Origin of the sequence: Microbispora sp. H10949 (assembly GCF_014161435.1) — a bacterium.
GTDB classification, from domain to species: domain Bacteria; phylum Actinomycetota; class Actinomycetes; order Streptosporangiales; family Streptosporangiaceae; genus Microbispora; species Microbispora triticiradicis.
Map to the genome: position 1 here is coordinate 55,370 of NZ_JABBWZ010000016.1, position 15,661 is coordinate 71,030.

The window sequence follows — 15,661 nt, forward strand, 5'->3', positions numbered from 1 at the left end:
GGCCGGACGGGGATTCAGCCGATCCGCACCAGGCCGACGCCGGTGAGGAACGGCGCCCGGTACGGCCCCAGGTCCTGCTCCGGGTCGGTGGTGTCCTCGCCGGTCAGCACGTCCAGGCGCAGCGGGGTGTCGAAGGTGATTTCGCCGGCTCCCGCGTCGTCGGCGATGGCGTACGAGATCAGCAGCGACGGCTCGGTGAGCGTGTCCAGGCGGAGCACCCGGGTGGCCTCGTCGGGGTCGTCCATCGTGCCGAACAACCGCGCCGGGATCGGGGTGAAGCCCAGCCGGCTCTTGAAGCGGAACAGCCCCGGCTTGGCGATGTGGCCGTAGAGCGCGGGGTCGGTGCCCAGGGACACGCTCCGGTACCCCAGCTCGCGGGCCTTCGCGAACACCCGCATGTACATGGCGCGGACGATGCGGTGCTGCCGGCTGTCCTGGGTGGTCGTCACGAACCGGATCACCACGGTCGAGGCGTCGGCGCGCTTGCGGCACATGCAGCACCCCACGAGCGTGTCGTCCTCGAACGCCTGGACGGCGAAGTAGTCCTCGCGCATGCCGAGGATCTCCTCGCGCTCCATGCTCGCGTACGGCACGCCGTGCCGCATGCCGCCGATGTGCGGCTCGTACAGCTTGAGGAAGTCGTCGAAGACGAGGTCGTCCACCGGGTCGGCCACGTCCATCCGGACGTCGCGCCCGGCCGCGTAGCGCAACCCGAGACGCACGTTGCGCCGCTCCTGCACCGACAGCCGGCTCAGGAACTCCTCCTCCGACGCGGCGACCGGGGCCATCCACGTGATCCACGAGGGGTGGACGGCGAAACCCGCGGCGCGCAGCCGCGGCCACGACTCCGGGGGCGGGTCCACGACCCGGACCAGGTCCAGCTCGCCCTGGTGGCGCTCCCAGTCACCGTTCTCGGCTTCGCCGACGTCGACCAGCCCAATCGTCAGGCCGTTCACCGTCTCGATCTTCACTGTCTCCTCCTGGGCCGGTCGTGACCGTCCCGCCGGGCCGCGCCGCCCGGCGGGACGGGACGACGGTTCACGCCGCGGACGGGATCCGCCGGGTCGCGGGGACCTCCAGCCGGCGCTCGGCCGTCCCCCTGCGGGTCCGCAGGATGACGGTCGGGGCCGCGCCGTCGGGCACGACCTGGATGGTGCGCTCCTCCGTCCAGCCGGTGAAGCGGAACTCGCCCTCGCCCACGTGGACGAGACCGAAGGTGGGCTCACCGTCCAGCGTCAGGACCAGGCGGTTACCGTCGTCGTCGCTGTTCACGGTCGCCGCGAGCTTCGGCTGGGGCAGCAGGAACTGGCCCTCCGCCTCCTCCCAGTCGGCGAAGGACGCGGGGATCTCGAACGCGCAGTGGTAGCGCTCGGGGTCGTCCAGCGGCGCCGTGGGGCGGGCGTAGAGCACCTCGTCGGCGGACAGCGTCTCGAGGAAGTCCGGGGGGAACAGGCTCAGCGTCTCCGGTGTGATCAGCGTGTCGACGATCATGTGGATGCGCTTGTCCTGGCCGGTGTTGAGCACCTGGTGCCACCGGCCGAAGTCGCCGAACCAGAACGTGCCCGGCTGCCACCGGTGCTCCACCCCTTCGATGATCAGGGCGGCCCCGGGGTTGGTCGTGATCGGCACGTGCAGCCGCAGGTTCCCCCACGGGAAGCCGACCTTGGTGTCGAAGTGGACCTCGCCGATCGCGCCCGGCCCGAGCGCGAGCAACCGCACGCAGCGCAGGGGGGCCGGAACCGAGGCCAGGATCTCGGCGAAGTAGGGGGCCTGGGCGAGCCAGGGCGTGTCGGCGAACTCGTCCAGGCCCGCGCCGCCGGGGTCGGTGCGCTCGGGACGGCCCGTCGGGCTGCGGAGCGGCAGCGCGCGCCAGTCGTAGGGTGCCCGCTCGGCCAGCCCGGCGGAGGTGAAGGTCTGCTGCAACGACCACTGGTGGTCGTCCAGGCGGTCCAGATCCTCGAGAAGCCGCGCGACGTCGAAGGTGGGCAGCAACCGGGCGGCCGCGGGATGACCGCAGACGATGGGTTCCAAGACCTGCTGGTGCGTGACACTCATGAGCTCGATCTCTCCGCATTCTGCTCGACAAGTCCGACGATCACTGTCACCCGAGCCGATATCAGGATGGTCTCTGCGAGGTCTCCTGCGCCGCCACCGCCGCCTCCGTGCTCTCGGGGGTCGGGGTGGTTCCGGTGGTTCCGGCGGTCGCCGTGGGTTCGGCCGCCCGCGGGCCGCGGAACCGCCCGGACACCGCCGCCAGCCCCACCAGCGCGACCACGCAGAGCACGCCGAGCAGCAGGAAGGAGGTGGCGCCGGTCCAGCCGAACAGGGCGACACCGATGATCGGGCCGATCACGTTGCCGGAGTCGCCGATGAAACCGAACAGCCCGAACGCCTTCCCCTGACGGCTCATCGCCGAGCGAAGCTCGATGAGGCCCCGCCGAGCGGTCAGGTAGAGCACCGCGGCACCGGCCATGCACAGGACGAAGGACGCCGCGACCGGCACCACCTCCGCGCTCAGGGTCAGGCCCGCCAGGCCGAGTGCCATGAGCGTCATGCCGGCGCGGATCAGGGTCATCAGCCGCAGCCGCTCGGTGTAGCGGCCGAGCGCCCAGGTGAACAGGGCGAAGGTGGCCAGGCCGACGGAGAAGACCACCGAGATCGTGCCGCGTACCGAGCCGTCCCGCCCGGCGCTCAGGTAGAGCGGCAGCATCGGCTCGAAGGCCGAGTAGATCACGTTGGCGAACAGGTCCAGCGCGCCCAGCGCGAGCACCCACAACCACCAGGGGCCCGCCGAGCCCGCGCCCGCGCCGTCCGCCGCCGGCGCGTCGTCCGCCTCGGCCTCCTCGGGCCCTTCCTCGCCGGACCGGGGAATCGCCTGGAACAGCCCGAAGGCGGTCACCGCCGTGACCGCGGCACCCGCGAAGAACAACGCCTCCAGCCCCAGCGGCGCGGCCACCCCGGTGACCAGCGGGCCGATCAGGAAGCCCGCCATCGCGGCGGTGCCGAAGTTGCCGATCAACCGGCTGCTCGACAGGCCGTACCGGCGGCACAGCAGGCCCATTCCCGCGTAGAGAGCGGGCGTCACGAGCCCCTCCCCCAGCCCCCAGCAGACGCGGCCCGCCAGCAGCGTCTGCGGGTCGCGGGCCACCGCCGTGATCACGATGCCGGCGGCGGCGATCAGCTGGGCGACGAACGCGACGTGCCCCGGCCGCCAGCGGTCCACCCACAGCCCGCCCAGCGGCTGGGACAGCGTCTTGGCCGCGGCGAACAGGGCGAAGGTCAGCGCGATCACCGTCGGGTCGGCTCCCGCGCGGTGCTGGAGCTCGGGCACGAACGGGATGAGCACGGTGTAGGAGGCGTTGACGCTCATGACCGCGATCAGCAGCAGCGCGGCACGCCTCCGGGCAGGCGTCATCAATGCGCCTCGATGTAGTCGAACAGCACCCAGTGCATGTGTGCGATGTCCACGCTGAGGTCGGGCTGCGGCCGCGGCGTGTAGACCAGGGCGTACAGGTTGGTCCCGGTCAGGCCGTGCCGCTCCTTGAAGCGGTAGTTGTCCCGGCCCCACTCGATGCGGCGCATGCCGTTCTCGTAGGCCCACCGGGTGCCGCCGTACATCAGCGCGATGTAGGTGCTGTATTCGTTCAGCGTCGCGTATTCGACCCCGCCGCACATGTACGTGACCTCGTCGCCGCGGCGGAACGCGAAGAACGCGCCGACGAGCCGATCGTCGAGCTTCGCGGTGAGCAGCATCGCCCCGGGCACGCGCAGCATGGAGTGCAGCGCCTCCTGGTCGAACAGCGCGGGCCAGTCGTTCTTGTCGCTCGTGTCGACGGTCAGCGGGAAGGCCGCAGGGACCAGGTCGTGCGCCGCGTCGCCCTCGACCATCTCGACGCGCAGCCCGCGCTCGGTTGCCCGGCGCAGCCGCCGCGCGACGTCCCGCCGGATCTTGTTCGGCAGGCGCTCGTGCACGTGGGCCTCGTAGTCGCGCGACATCTCGCAGGAGTACGTGCGCTCCAGCAGCACCCGGCCCGTCGGGGGGCCCACGGTGGCCACCCAGTCGGCCACGCCCGCCTTGGTGAGGTTGGGCACGACCAGCGTCTCCGCCTCGCCGTCGGCGATCCACTCCATCGCGGTGTCGTACGCGCCGCGGATCAGATCGGCGGGCACCGGGCCGCGCTTGCTGTACATCGAGTACGTCGACCCGGCGAAGATGATCGGGTTGCCGAACCTGCCCACCAGGTCGACCTGCACCTCGTACCCGTGCCAGAAGGGCGACCGGGTGGTGAGGTAGAGCGGCAGCACGGACGACCCGTCCGCGCCCTCGGGCCGGGTGTGGACGTAGGCGTGGCGCACGCGGTGCTCGATGGGGTTGTTCTCCCACTCGCGCAGCCACCCCTGGGAGTCGTAGAGGCAGCTCGCGATCACCTGGTCCGGCACGTGGTCGGACAGCGACCATCCGGAGGCGACATCGGTGAGCGTCGTCATACCGGTTCTTCCTCCTCAGCCCGGCCGTGTTTCGCCTTCGACGGCGACGTCTTCTTCCACGGCGACGCCCGCGAGTCGGAGCGCCGCCACACGCTAACGAGGGGGGCTCTCACCCCGGTCTCCCCGCCGCCGTCCGAGGCGGACGGACGGTCAGCGATATCCCGTCGTGTCGGCCGGCAGGCCGCGGTCCTGCACCTCGACCAGGTAGCGCCACGCGTCCGGCTGGCTGCCGTCGACGTCGGTGAAGTCGTAGACCTTCGCGAGCTGCCCGCTGGACAGCGACTGGCCGTTCCAGCGCGCCACCTCGGGGTCGCCGGCCAGCGCCGCGACGGCGCGCCCCACGTACGCGGGGGTCTCGGAGATGGCGAAGTGCGGGGAGAACTTCGTGGCGTCACGCCAGTTCTCCTCGCTGACGCCGAACTGCTCCAGCATGAACTCCGAGCGCAGCCATCCGGGGGTGAGCAGCACGGCCGTGCAGCCGAACGACTTCAGCTCGTGCGCCAGCGCGAAGGCGATGCGGCTGACCGCGCCCTTGGCCACGTCGTAGAAGAAGGAGACCCGGTAGTTGGCGGCGTTGTACTCGTCGGTGCCGTCGGTCACCTCCACCACCAGGCCGCCCGGGTTCTTGATCAGCAGAGGCAGCGCGAAGTGGCTGGTGATCGCGTGGGTGTCCACGGCCAGGCGGAGCTGGTGGAGCCCGTACTCCAGGTCCGACTCCCAGACCGGCTTGTCCCACTCCATCTTGGTCGCGCCCCAGATGTCGTTGACCAGGACGTGCAGGGCGCCCTGCTCCTTCTCGATGCGGGCGACCAGCGCCCGCACCTCGTCGGGCACGAGGTGGTCCACCCGCACCGGGATGCCGTGGCCACCGGCCGCGTCCACCAGGGCCGCGGTCTCCTCGATGGTCTCCGGCCGGTCCATCTCCGAGCGCCCGGATCCGCTCGACCGCCCGGTGCAGTAGACGGTCGCGCCCGCGGCGCCCAGTTCGACCGCTATGCCTCTGCCCGCTCCTCGGGTCGCTCCGGCGACCAGCGCGACCTTGCCCGTCAAGGATCCAGTCATGGAGCAAACCGTACGACGAGGTCGGCCCTGGCAAGGGGGAATGACCCCTAGTCTGTCAGGTCAGGTGCGGATGCCCGCCGCACGCCCTCTCACCTGCGACTCCGGCCGATCTCGGGACGCTCTCGGCGATTGGTCACCCCCGCGCGCACCTGTCAGCCTCGGCCTCATGGACGGCGTGATGGAGCAGCCGGCGGAGGACGCGCGGATCCGTTCGGCGAGCGGTGTGCCGTTGCCGGAGGTCGCGGTCCCCGGTACGGCGCGGCGGGACCCCAGCGACCCCGCCGGCGGACCGGACGACCGGCTCGGCCTGCCCGGCGGGTTCCCGTACACCCGGGGCATCCGTCCGGGGATGTACCGCGAACGTCCCTGGACCATCCGGCAGCTCGCCGGGTTCGGCACCGCCCAGGAGACCAACGCCCGCTACCGGATGCTGCTCGACGGCGGGGCCACCGGGATCAACGGCGTCTTCGACTATCCCAGCCTGCGGGCCTTCGACTCCGACGACCCCAGGGCCGGGGCCGACGTCGGCCGCGGCGGCGTCGCCGTGGACCTGCGCGGCGACTTCGACACGCTCTTCGACGGCATCCCGCTGGACGAGGTGAGCGTCTCCCTGGTCTCCTCCCAGCCCATCGGGGCGGTGCCCCACCTCGCCATGTACGTGCGGTCGGCCGAGCGGCGCGGCTTCGCGCCCGCCCGCCTCGCGGGCACCAGCCAGAACGACTTCCTGATGGAGACGGCGATCACCATCGCGCCCGAGGCGCTGCCGCCCGCCGGGTCCTTCCGGCTGGCGTGCGACCTGGCCGAGTTCGCGCTGCGTACGATGCCGCGCTGGAACCCCGTCAGCGTGAGCGGCTACAACTACCGCGAGGCCGGCGCGGACGCGGTCCTGGAGATGGCCCTGTGCCTGGCCCACGGGCAGGCCGTCGTACGGGCGCTGCTCGACCGCGGTTTCGCCGCCGAGCCGGTCCTGGCCCGGGTCACCTTCTTCCTCAGCGCCCACAGCGACTTCTTCGAGGAGGTCGCGAAGTATCGCGCGCTGCGCCGCATGTGGGCGCACTGGGTGCGCGACGAGCTCGGCGTCCGCGACCCGCGGGCGCAGCTGCTGCGCTACCACGTGCAGACGTCGGGGGTCACCAACAGCGCCCGCCACGCGCACGTCAACATCGCGAGGAGCGCCCTGCAGGGCCTCGCCGCGGTGTGCGGCGGCACCCAGTCACTGCACGTCAACGGGTACGACGAGGCGGTGTGCATCCCGAGCGAGCACGCCGCGCTGACCGCGCTGCGCACGCAGTACGTGCTGCTGCACGAGACCGGGGTGGCGAAGGTCGCCGACCCGCTCGGCGGCAGCTACCTCGTGGAGTACCTCACCGACGAGCTTGAGGAGCGCGCGCGGCGCGTCCTGGAGCGCATCGGGGAGCTCGGCGGCATCGTGGCCGCGACCGAGCGGGGATGGGTGCACGCGGAGCTCGCACGGACCGCCTTCGCCGACCAGAAGGCGATAGAAAACGGCGAGCGGCTGGTCGTCGGCGTCAACACGCAACTCGACGGCGACGCCGAGGAGCTGGACCGCTTCGAGCTGCCGGAAGGCAGCCTCGAACGGCAGGTGGCCGCCCTGGAGCGGGCGCGGTCCCGCCGCGACCGGGAGGCGGCCGGCGTCGCCCTGAAGCTGGTCGCCCGCGCGTGCCGGGATGGCGAGAACGTCATGCCGGCGGTCCTCGACGCGGTCGACGCGGATGTCACGTTGGGCGAGCTCGGCCGGGTGTTCCGCGACGAGCTGGGACGATGGGAGTTCCCGTTGTGGCAGGAGTGCTGAGCGGCCGCAAGGGCGTCGTGGCGAAGCTGGGGATGGACGCCCACTGGCGGGGCGCCATCGTGGTGTGCAACGGGCTGCGGGAGGCCGGGATGGACGTGGTCTATCTCGGGCACACCACCCCCGCGGACCTCGTGGCCGCCGTCCGCCGGGAGCGGCCCGACCTGGTGGGCCTGTCCTCTCTGACGGGCAACCATCTGCAGGAGTGCCGTCGCCTGATGAGCGCCCTGGACGCCGAAGGGCTGGGGGATCTGCGGGTGGTCGTCGGCGGCACGATCCCGGCCGAGGACCGGGACACGCTGCTGGCCCTGGGCGTGGACGGCATCTTCGGCACCGGCAGCCGCCTCGACGTCATCGTCGACGACGTCGCCGCCCTGCTCGACCACTGAGCTCGACCACTGAGCTCGACCATTGAGCCCGCCACCGAACTCTGCCACCGGGCTCTGCAACCGAGCCGGTGGCGTTCCCCGGGGGCCTCGCGGGTCGCGTCGCGTACGCCGGGCGCCGGGGGTGGCGGCCGCGCGAGGCCCTGGGGCTGCGGTCACGCGCTTCAGGTCGCGCTTCAGGCGTTGAGGGACTCCGTCGTCGCGAAGCGCTCGGCGTAGCAGGCTCCCGGCGACCGGTCCAGGTGGATGCCGAAGATGTCGCGGTAGGCCGCCACGACCGCCTGCTCGTCCTCCAGCGTCACCTCCGTCGTACGGCCGCCCGACGTCGTGATCAGCCGGTTGCCGTGCAGCGTCACCCGGCCGTCGGGGGTGCTGAGCGAGCAGAGGTCCATCGCGTTCCAGAACGACTCGGGCGACACCTGGTGCCAGTCCCAGGACGGCACGAAGTCGCGCAGCCGCCGGGGGTGCGCCTCGACCCGGTAGCGCGGGCTGCCGTCGCAGTACACGTCGAGGTCGCCGTGGCCGGCCTCGACCACCCGGAACTCGCCGCCGGGGTCGCGCTGCGGCTCGTCGGTGTCCATGCGCAGCGGGAACACGTTGAACTGGCCGAACCCCACGTCCACCAGCCAGGGGCCGTCCAGGTCGACCCGCAGGACGAGGTGGTCGAGCGGGAAGACGGGCGTGCCGTCCTCCTCGAACACCGCCGCCGCCAGCAGCGTGACCTCGTACCCGATCTCGCGCAGCAGCGCGGCGAAGGCGCCGTTGAGCTCGTAGCACCCGCCGCCGCGGCGCAGCCGTACGAGCTTGTCGAGGAACACGTCCTCGTCCAGCGTGACCGGCGTGCCGAGACGGGTGTAGATGTTCTCCCACGGCACGTGGTAGAGGTGCCGCTGGTGCAGCTCACGCAACGTGTCGAGGTCGGCCGCGCGCGGCGCCGGCGCGCCGATGCGGTCGAGATAGGCTCGCATCATCCGCTGGTCCATGCGTTCGATCGTGCCATCGCGCGCGCGCCGGAGGCGGCCCGCGAGAGCCGTCCGAGACCACGCGGAGGCGGACCTGAGGCCGCGGCGGCGGTGAGACCACCCTGATAGCGCGCTCGGCTACGGTGCGAGCAGCCCTGTTGGCCCCTGTGGTCCTTGGCAGGAGGACGACCATGCGCACCTTGTCCTGTTCCGGCCCGGACCTGGCCGGGCGGATCGCCCGGCGCCACTTCGTCGGGCAGGACAGGGTCGCCGTCGCCGCGGACGCCGACGAACTGATCCGCCTGCTCGCCGCCTCGCGCCGCGCCGATCCCCGGCCCGTCGTGATCAACGCGCAGACGCGGCGCGGGCACGCCGACAGCCTGCGCGCCGCCGGGGTGCCGTTCGTGGAACTGCCCCTGCGCGACTACCGGATCTGCGCCGAGGAGCTGTGCGCGCGGATGGCACGCGGCGCCGGCATGGTCATCGTGGCCAACCCGCACGATCCCACGGGCGGAGTGCTCGGCGCGGATGCCGTACGGTCGCTCTGCGCCGCGGCCCGGCGGTACGGCACGCTCGTCGTGTTCGACGAGTCGAGCGCGGAGTTCGCGCTGGGCCCGGATTTCACCTCCGCCCGGTGGGGCGCGCGGTACGGGACCGACGTCTGCGTGCTGCGGACCTACGGGTCGCCGGGGTTCGGCTATCTGATCGGGGCGCCCGCGGTGGTGGGGCGCCTGGCCGCGCCGCGTCCGCCCGCCGCCCCGCCCTCCCATGACATGGTCCTGCTGGAACGCCTCCGCGCCGCCAACCGGTCCGCCCGGGAGTCGCTGTGCCGGGGGCTGGCGGAACTGGGCGTCGAGTTCCTCCCCTCCTCCGCCGACTTCGTGCTCGTCCGGCTGCCCGGGGTGGCGTCGCGGGTCGCGGACGAGCTGCGGGCGGGCGGCCACGCCTGGGCCGCAGACATGACTCCCATCGGGCTGCGCGACCACCTGCGCGTGCCGGTCGGGCGGGAGGACGACGTGGCCGCGCTCCTCTCCCGGCTCCGGTCGATCCTGGCCGCCTTCCCGGCCTCCGGCTGACCACGCGCTCCTGCTCCCGGCCGGCGGACGCTGAAAGTTTCTCCGAACGGCGGCCACAGCGTCCCGCCCGCGGAACCTTTGACTCCTGCCGGAGATTTCGTCATTCCGCCTGTCAACGACCCTCTACTAGGCAAGATCGCTCTTCGGCGGTATGGAGGGCATGCCACCGGTTCGTTGACCGACATCTGCGGTTCACCTATCGTTCCGAGCGAGTTCTCGAAACGTTTCCCTCTTCTAACGAAAACTTTCGACGCCCTTGCGGTGCCCGCCACGGCGCGGGCGGCGCGGGGGCGGCCCGGCAGCGACTCAGGAGGAACGAACGTGGTGTCGCAGCTCGTCCTGTTCGCGATCGACCTCTGCGCGGTGGTGGTGCTCGTCTTCGGGCTCTACTTCCCGCGCCACCGCCGCCGCGATCTGGTCGTCTCCTACCTCGGGGTCAACATCGGGGTCCTCGCGGTGGCGAGCGCGCTGAGCGCCAGCGACACCGGCGCCGGGCTCGGACTGGGCCTGGCGTTGTTCGGGGTGCTGTCCATCATCCGGCTGCGCTCGACGGAGCTCGACCAGCACGAGGTCGCGTACTACTTCTCGGCCCTCGCCCTGGGCATCCTCGGCGCGCTGAGCACCACCTCGGCGTGGCTCAGCGGCGGTCTGATGGCGCTCATCCTCGTGGTGATGTTCCTCGGCGACCATCGGCGGCTGTTCCGGCACTACCGCCACCAGATCCTCGTGCTGGACTCGGCGATCACCGACCACGGCCTGCTCGTCGCGCACCTGGAGCGGCTGCTCGACGCCCGGGTGCACACCGTCAACGTCCAGCGACTCGACCTGGTCAACGAGACGACGGTGGTCGACGTCCGGTACGCGCTGACCGGACCCGCCCTGACCGCCGAACCCGGCGCGGCCGCGCACGCCGGAGCGCGCGGATGACCCCCGCGGCCATCGGGCCGGCTCTGGCCCGGCTGGCCCCCGTAGGGCTCGCCGACCTGGTCGAGCGCGCCGCCCTGCAGACCCGGGTGGACCGCAAGTACCTCGTCGCCGAGGACGCGCTGCCGCTTCTGCTGGAGCGGCTCACGCCGTACGCGCGGGTGCTGGACATCGACGGAGAGCGCGCCTTCCGGTACAGGTCGGTGTACTTCGACACCCCTGAGCTGACCAGCTACCACCGAACGGCGTACCGCAGGCGGCGGCGCTTCAAGGTGCGCACCCGCACCTATCTCGACTCCGCGGAGTGCTGGCTGGAGGTCAAGGTCAGCGGCGCGCGGGGCAGCGTCACCAAGCACCGCCTGCCGTACCACCCGGGAGACTGCGACACCGTACGCCCGGGGCGCGGCTTCGTGGACGAGACGCTCGCGCGCGAGTCGGCCGGCCCCGTCGCCGGGATCTCCCTCGACCCGGTCCTGATCACGGAGTATCGGCGCGTCACCCTGCTGCTGCCGGACACCGCGAGCCGGATCACCATCGACACCGGGCTCGCCTGGCGGGCCGCGGGCTCCGCGCTGCGCCTGCCCGGCCTCGTCGTGGTCGAGACCAAGAGCACCTCGGCCGCCACGCCGGTCGACCGCCTGTTGTGGCGGGCGGGGACGAGACCCGCCCGCATCTCGAAGTACGCCACCGGCCTGGCCGCTCTCCGCCCGGACCTGCCCAGCATGCCGTGGCGGCGGACCCTGCGCCGCCACTTCCGGGACTCCGCACCGGCGGCGGTCCCGGCGCCCGTCCTCTCCCACCGACCAGAACAGGAGGCATCGTGCGTGTGACCCTCCCCGGCACCGGTGCCGCCGCGACCCGCCGCGCCACCAGGGTCTCGGCCGCCGCCGTGCTTCTCGCGGGACTTCTCCTCCCGTACGCGCCGACCGCGCCGGCGCAGGCGGCGCCGGCGCCGCGGAGCGCGAACAGCGCCGCGACCGTCGCGGCTTCCGCGACGTCCGCAGCTTCCGCGGCGGACGACCTGACCGGCGACATCGCCTTCTCCGTGCCGAGCGGCACCTTCCAGGGACAGGTGTCGGTGTCGCTGAGCACCGCCATCGCGGGCGCCGAGATCCGCTACACCACCGACGGAAAGCCGCCCACCGCGGCGTCGGCGCTCTACCAGGGCACGCCGCTGCGGTTCACCCGTACGACCGAGTTGCGGGCACAGGCCTTCACCGGCGGCGCGGCGTCCGGCAAGCCCGGGACGGCCGTGTACGCCGCCCGCGACACCACGACGGCCCACGACCTGCCGGTGGTCCTGATCGACTCCTACGGCGCGGGCAAGCCCGGCCGGGAGTATCTCGACACCGCCACCATGATCTTCGACCCGTCCGGCAGCGGGACGACGTCACTGGCCGCGGCGCCGGCCGTCGCCACCCGCGCCGGAGTCCATCTGCGGGGCCAGTCCTCGGCCTCGTACGAGAAGGCGCCGTACCGCGTGGAGTTCTGGGACAACGACAACGACGACGCCGACTACCCGGTGCTGGGGATGCCCGCCGACTCCGACTGGGTGCTGCGCGGGCCGTACCCCGACAAGTCGCTGATCCGGGAGGCCCTCGTCTTCGACCTCGGCAAGGAGATGGGGTTGCAGGCTCCGCGCTACCGGTTCGTGGAGCTGTACCTCAACACCGACAGCGGCCCGGTGCGCTCCGACGACTACATGGGCGTCTACATGCTCGTCGAGACGATCAAGAACACCAAGAACCGGCTCGACCTCAAGAAGCTGGACGAGGACGACACGACCCTGCCGAAGCTCACGGGCGGGTACATCTGGAAGTTCGAGTGGATGGCCGCGGAGGAGCCGACGCTGCCGTGCAGCGGGTCGTCGGCCACCTGCTGGAGCTACCTCGAAGTGGTCGATCCGTCGCCGCTGCAGCCGCAACAGAAGGAATGGCTGCGCACCTACATCCAGGATTTCCACAACGTGCTGCACTCGCAGAACTTCGCCGACCCGAACACCGGCTACCGGGCGTACATCGACGTGAACTCCTTCGTCGACCAGCTCATCGTCTACGAGCTGAGCCGGAACATGGACGCGAACTACCGCAGCGCCTACTTCTACAAGGACCGGGACACCAAGATCTTCGCCGGCCCGCTGTGGGACTACGACCTCACGTTCGGCGTGGGCGGGTTCTTCCAGAACGACCAGACCTCGGGCTGGCAGTACCAGCAGACCCGGCAGCCGGTCGCCAACGACTGGTTCACCCAGCTTCTGCGGGACCCGGTCTTCGTCGACCAGGTCAGGGCGCGCTGGCAGACGCTGCGCCGCGGCCTGCTCTCCGACTCCGCGTTGCAGAGCCGGATCGACGCGCTCTCACGGCCGCTGACCAACGCCGCGCAGCGCAACTTCCAGCGCTGGCCGAACCTCACGACACGGACCATCGGCTTCTTCATCACCCCGACCGCGTCCACCTGGCAGGGCCAGGTGCAGTACATGCGGGACTGGATGCTGCGCCGCGCGGCCTGGCTCGACACGACGGCCGCGTGGGGTGGCCCGACCACGTCGCCGAGCCCCTCCCCCAGCGCGTCACCCAGCTCCTCGCCCAGTGCGTCGCCCAGCCCTTCGCCCAGCCCCTCTCCCAGTAAGTCGCCCAGTCCCTCTCCCAGCCCGAGCCCTTCGCCGTCGGGCGGTGTTCCCGGCGCGTGTTCGGCGACGATTCGGGTGGTCAGTTCGTGGCCCGGAGGCTTCCAGGGCGAGGTCACGGTGCGCGCCGGCAACTCGGCCGTCAACGGCTGGACCGTCAACTGGTCCTGGCCCGGTTCGCAGGCCGTCACCCAGGTGTGGGGCGGCACACGCTCGGGCTCCGGATCGACCGTGACGGTGCGCAACGAGTCGTGGAACGGCTCGCTCGCCGCTACCGCGAGCACGACGTTCGGCTTCCTCGCCAACGGCTCGGCGGAGACCCCGACGGCCACCTGCACCAGCCCGTGACCCCACCGTCCACCTGATCCCGCGGCGTGTCAAAGGCGCCGCGGGATCACGTGACGGCCCGCCGTACGGTCACCGGCGCGCGGCCACCCGGAACCAGACCGATGCGCCGGTGTCGTCCTGCCACGCGCCCCACGCGGTGGCGAGCCCGTCCACCAGCCACAGACCGCGCCCGCCGGCCGCCTCGGCGTCCGGCGCCGCATCACCGGCGCATCCACGGCCGATCCGCCGTCGCGCACCTCGACGCGTACGCCTCCGGCGTCGCAGGTCATCCGCACCGTCACACGACCACCTCCCCTTGCCCGCCTGGTGGAGGAGATTCACCGCATTCATCCGGAATCGACCCAGCAATCGCCGGGAAAATCAGCGCTCTGCTTTTATCCGGCTTTCCCGAATGGACGACCCGCGCCTAGACTGCCTTTCCGCCATCGGGCCGGCGAGTGGTTCATCAGGCCGAAACAGCGCAGGCCATGACACCCCCTGGCCTGTCGTGAATTGCCTGGCCGGATTGCTGGGCGCATTTATGATCGCCGAGCTTCCGGACGGGTAACCGGACGCCGTTCACGTGGACTCTTCCGCAGCAGGGCAAGTCACCACAGAACATGACACCGTCAGCACGATCTGGAAGCGCCGGAGTGGGACAGAGACGTGGCGCGGCGGCTTTGCGCCGCCGCGCCACGTGTGCCGGGTAGCGGGTGGGTCAGCTCGCCGAGCAGGAGACCGTGGGCCAGGTGTAGTTGCCGTTGTGCTGGATCGTCACACCCCAGTTGTTGCCGCTGCCGTTGGGCCTGGCGACGAGCTGCTGGGAGCTGGGATAGCTGGTGCTGACGTTCCAGGTGGAGAGGACCTTCGCCGGGGACGGCACGTTCATCGTCACGGTCCAGTTGCTCGAACCGCTCACCGAGACGTTGAGGTTGTACCGGTCGCTCCACTGCTGCCCGGCGGAGAGCGTCGCGGTGCAGCCGCCGTTACCGGGGGGCGGAGTGGTGGTCGGGTTCGACGTGGGGTTGCCGGAGCCCCCGATGGTGATGTTGGAGTTGCCGCTGCTCTGGTAGCCCTCGGTGGCGAGGATCTGGTAGTCGTGGCTGCCGAGCTGCATGCCGTAGCGGGCCCACGCGTCGAAGTGGTTGCCGACGGTGATCGTCCCACCGGTCCGCTTCTGCTGGCGGACGCTCCAGTACTGGTTGAACGTCTGGTTGCCGTCGATCGACGGGGCGTTGTAGCGGGTCGTCTGGTAGACGTCGTAGGTGCCGCCGTCCGAAGTGACCGTGCCCTTGTACGTCCCCGTCGGGCGGTAGGTGCCCCAGTTGTCGACGATGTAGTACTCGACCAGGGGGCCCCGGGTCCAGCCATAGACGGCCAGGTAGGCGTTGCCGGACGGGTTGAAGCTGCCGGAGTAGGTGATGGTCCGGCGTCCGCCGGGCTTCCAGCCCTTGCCGGCGACGAAGTTGCCGGTGTTACGCCAGGAGGTGCTGTAGTTACCGCCCGATCCCAGGTCCATGGAGACGGTGCCCTGGCTGTCGGTCCAGAACGAGAAGAAGTAGCCGTTGTTGGTACCGGTCTGGTTCGTGGTGACGGCCGCGTGGGCCACACCGGGCAGCAGCGCCACCGCCGCGGCCAGCACCACCGCGGTCACACGGCCGACCAACGACCGCAGACGGCCGCGGCCTCTCAAGTGCACGTCGTTCATGTACGTACTTCCTCCTCATGAATAAGCCGAGAACGGCCCGGGAGAAGAGTCGCGGCCGGCAATCTTGATCGGCCCGATCCCGAAACTATCGGCGTATTGACGAAAGTATCGGCACGCCTGACTTGGGGTGTCAACGATTTCGGAGGGGACACAGACCCCTTTGGGCAGGTGGCGATTCACGTAAACGCTGGTCGTGGCCGATCGCCCCGTCGCACGAGGGCGAACTCCGGGCGGTGAAGAGCCGGTCAGTCCCGGTGAAAATTTCACGATTCCGGCCACAGCGGGCGGCAAA

At 71.1% G+C, this 15,661-nt stretch carries 13 protein-coding genes; 6 read left to right on the forward strand and 7 right to left on the reverse strand.

The features are described from left to right. Positions 1-14 precede the first annotated feature (14 nt). The 5 genes from HHX40_RS38005 to HHX40_RS32620 form a co-directional block, all read right to left on the reverse strand. Positions 15-971, reverse strand: a complete 957-nt coding sequence (locus tag HHX40_RS38005; protein ID WP_182883649.1) for a GNAT family N-acetyltransferase — start codon at positions 969-971, stop codon at positions 15-17. 67 nt (positions 972-1,038) lie between these two features. After that, complete coding sequence (locus tag HHX40_RS32605) at positions 1,039-2,055, reverse strand: aspartyl/asparaginyl beta-hydroxylase domain-containing protein (protein WP_182883650.1); 1,017 nt, start codon at positions 2,053-2,055, stop codon at positions 1,039-1,041. A gap of 61 nt (positions 2,056-2,116) precedes the next feature. Next, positions 2,117-3,415 carry an MFS transporter gene (locus HHX40_RS32610; RefSeq protein ID WP_182883651.1) on the reverse strand — a complete coding sequence of 433 codons (1,299 nt, stop codon included), beginning with the start codon at positions 3,413-3,415 and terminating at the stop codon, positions 2,117-2,119. Further along, positions 3,415-4,488: a GNAT family N-acetyltransferase gene (locus HHX40_RS32615; protein WP_182883652.1), complete on the reverse strand. Its 1,074-nt coding sequence runs from the start codon at positions 4,486-4,488 to the stop codon at positions 3,415-3,417. Before HHX40_RS32615 ends, HHX40_RS32610 begins: the two co-directional genes overlap by 1 nt. A gap of 150 nt (positions 4,489-4,638) precedes the next feature. Then, a complete protein-coding gene (locus HHX40_RS32620) occupies positions 4,639-5,550 on the reverse strand; it encodes an SDR family oxidoreductase (protein WP_138462681.1) in 912 nt (303 codons plus the stop codon). 166 nt (positions 5,551-5,716) lie between these two features. On the opposite strand from HHX40_RS32620, the gene HHX40_RS32625 reads away from it, so the two are divergent. Both HHX40_RS32625 and HHX40_RS32630 read left to right on the forward strand, forming a co-directional pair. Then, on the forward strand, positions 5,717-7,363 hold the full coding sequence (locus HHX40_RS32625; protein WP_182883653.1) for an acyl-CoA mutase large subunit family protein: 1,647 nt from the start codon (positions 5,717-5,719) through the stop codon (positions 7,361-7,363). Beyond that, positions 7,348-7,749, forward strand: coding sequence for a cobalamin B12-binding domain-containing protein (locus tag HHX40_RS32630; RefSeq protein WP_182877290.1), 402 nt, complete (start codon positions 7,348-7,350; stop codon positions 7,747-7,749). Before HHX40_RS32625 ends, HHX40_RS32630 begins: the two co-directional genes overlap by 16 nt. 173 nt (positions 7,750-7,922) lie before the next feature. Here HHX40_RS32630 and HHX40_RS32635 read toward each other — a convergent pair whose 3' ends face one another. After that, complete coding sequence (locus tag HHX40_RS32635; RefSeq protein WP_182877289.1) at positions 7,923-8,729, reverse strand: arylamine N-acetyltransferase family protein; 807 nt, start codon at positions 8,727-8,729, stop codon at positions 7,923-7,925. A 170-nt stretch (positions 8,730-8,899) separates the two neighbouring features. On the opposite strand from HHX40_RS32635, the gene HHX40_RS32640 reads away from it, so the two are divergent. The 4 genes from HHX40_RS32640 to HHX40_RS32655 all read left to right on the forward strand — a co-directional run bounded on the left by HHX40_RS32640 (position 8,900) and on the right by HHX40_RS32655 (position 13,682). Further along, positions 8,900-9,784: an aminotransferase class I/II-fold pyridoxal phosphate-dependent enzyme gene (locus HHX40_RS32640; RefSeq protein WP_182883654.1), complete on the forward strand. Its 885-nt coding sequence runs from the start codon at positions 8,900-8,902 to the stop codon at positions 9,782-9,784. Between the two features lie 321 nt (positions 9,785-10,105). Next, entirely contained in the window at positions 10,106-10,711 is a 606-nt protein-coding gene (locus HHX40_RS32645; RefSeq protein WP_310738382.1) for a DUF4956 domain-containing protein, read from the forward strand. Continuing rightward, a complete protein-coding gene (locus tag HHX40_RS32650; RefSeq protein WP_182883655.1) occupies positions 10,708-11,538 on the forward strand; it encodes a polyphosphate polymerase domain-containing protein in 831 nt (276 codons plus the stop codon). The genes HHX40_RS32645 and HHX40_RS32650 overlap by 4 nt, the downstream gene beginning before the upstream one ends. After that, positions 11,529-13,682, forward strand: coding sequence for a CotH kinase family protein (locus HHX40_RS32655; RefSeq protein ID WP_182883656.1), 2,154 nt, complete (start codon positions 11,529-11,531; stop codon positions 13,680-13,682). Before HHX40_RS32650 ends, HHX40_RS32655 begins: the two co-directional genes overlap by 10 nt. 697 nt (positions 13,683-14,379) lie before the next feature. Here HHX40_RS32655 and HHX40_RS32660 read toward each other — a convergent pair. Next, positions 14,380-15,369, reverse strand: coding sequence for a glycoside hydrolase family 11 protein (locus HHX40_RS32660; RefSeq protein ID WP_182883657.1), 990 nt, complete (start codon positions 15,367-15,369; stop codon positions 14,380-14,382). Positions 15,370-15,661: the final 292 nt, after the last annotated feature.

Bases quoted from the DNA above. Each gene is read 5' to 3' on its own strand.
- HHX40_RS32620 (WP_138462681.1), bottom strand. From the start codon at position 5,550: ATGACTGGATCCTTGACGGGCAAGGTCGCGCTGGTCGCCGGAGCGACC.
- HHX40_RS32640 (WP_182883654.1), top strand. From the start codon at position 8,900: ATGCGCACCTTGTCCTGTTCCGGCCCGGACCTGGCCGGGCGGATCGCC.
- HHX40_RS32625 (WP_182883653.1), top strand. From the start codon at position 5,717: ATGGACGGCGTGATGGAGCAGCCGGCGGAGGACGCGCGGATCCGTTCG.
- HHX40_RS32615 (WP_182883652.1), bottom strand. From the start codon at position 4,488: ATGACGACGCTCACCGATGTCGCCTCCGGATGGTCGCTGTCCGACCAC.
- HHX40_RS32610 (WP_182883651.1), bottom strand. From the start codon at position 3,415: ATGACGCCTGCCCGGAGGCGTGCCGCGCTGCTGCTGATCGCGGTCATG.
- HHX40_RS32650 (WP_182883655.1), top strand. From the start codon at position 10,708: ATGACCCCCGCGGCCATCGGGCCGGCTCTGGCCCGGCTGGCCCCCGTA.
- HHX40_RS32660 (WP_182883657.1), bottom strand. From the start codon at position 15,369: ATGAACGACGTGCACTTGAGAGGCCGCGGCCGTCTGCGGTCGTTGGTC.
- HHX40_RS32605 (WP_182883650.1), bottom strand. From the start codon at position 2,055: ATGAGTGTCACGCACCAGCAGGTCTTGGAACCCATCGTCTGCGGTCAT.
- HHX40_RS32635 (WP_182877289.1), bottom strand. From the start codon at position 8,729: ATGGACCAGCGGATGATGCGAGCCTATCTCGACCGCATCGGCGCGCCG.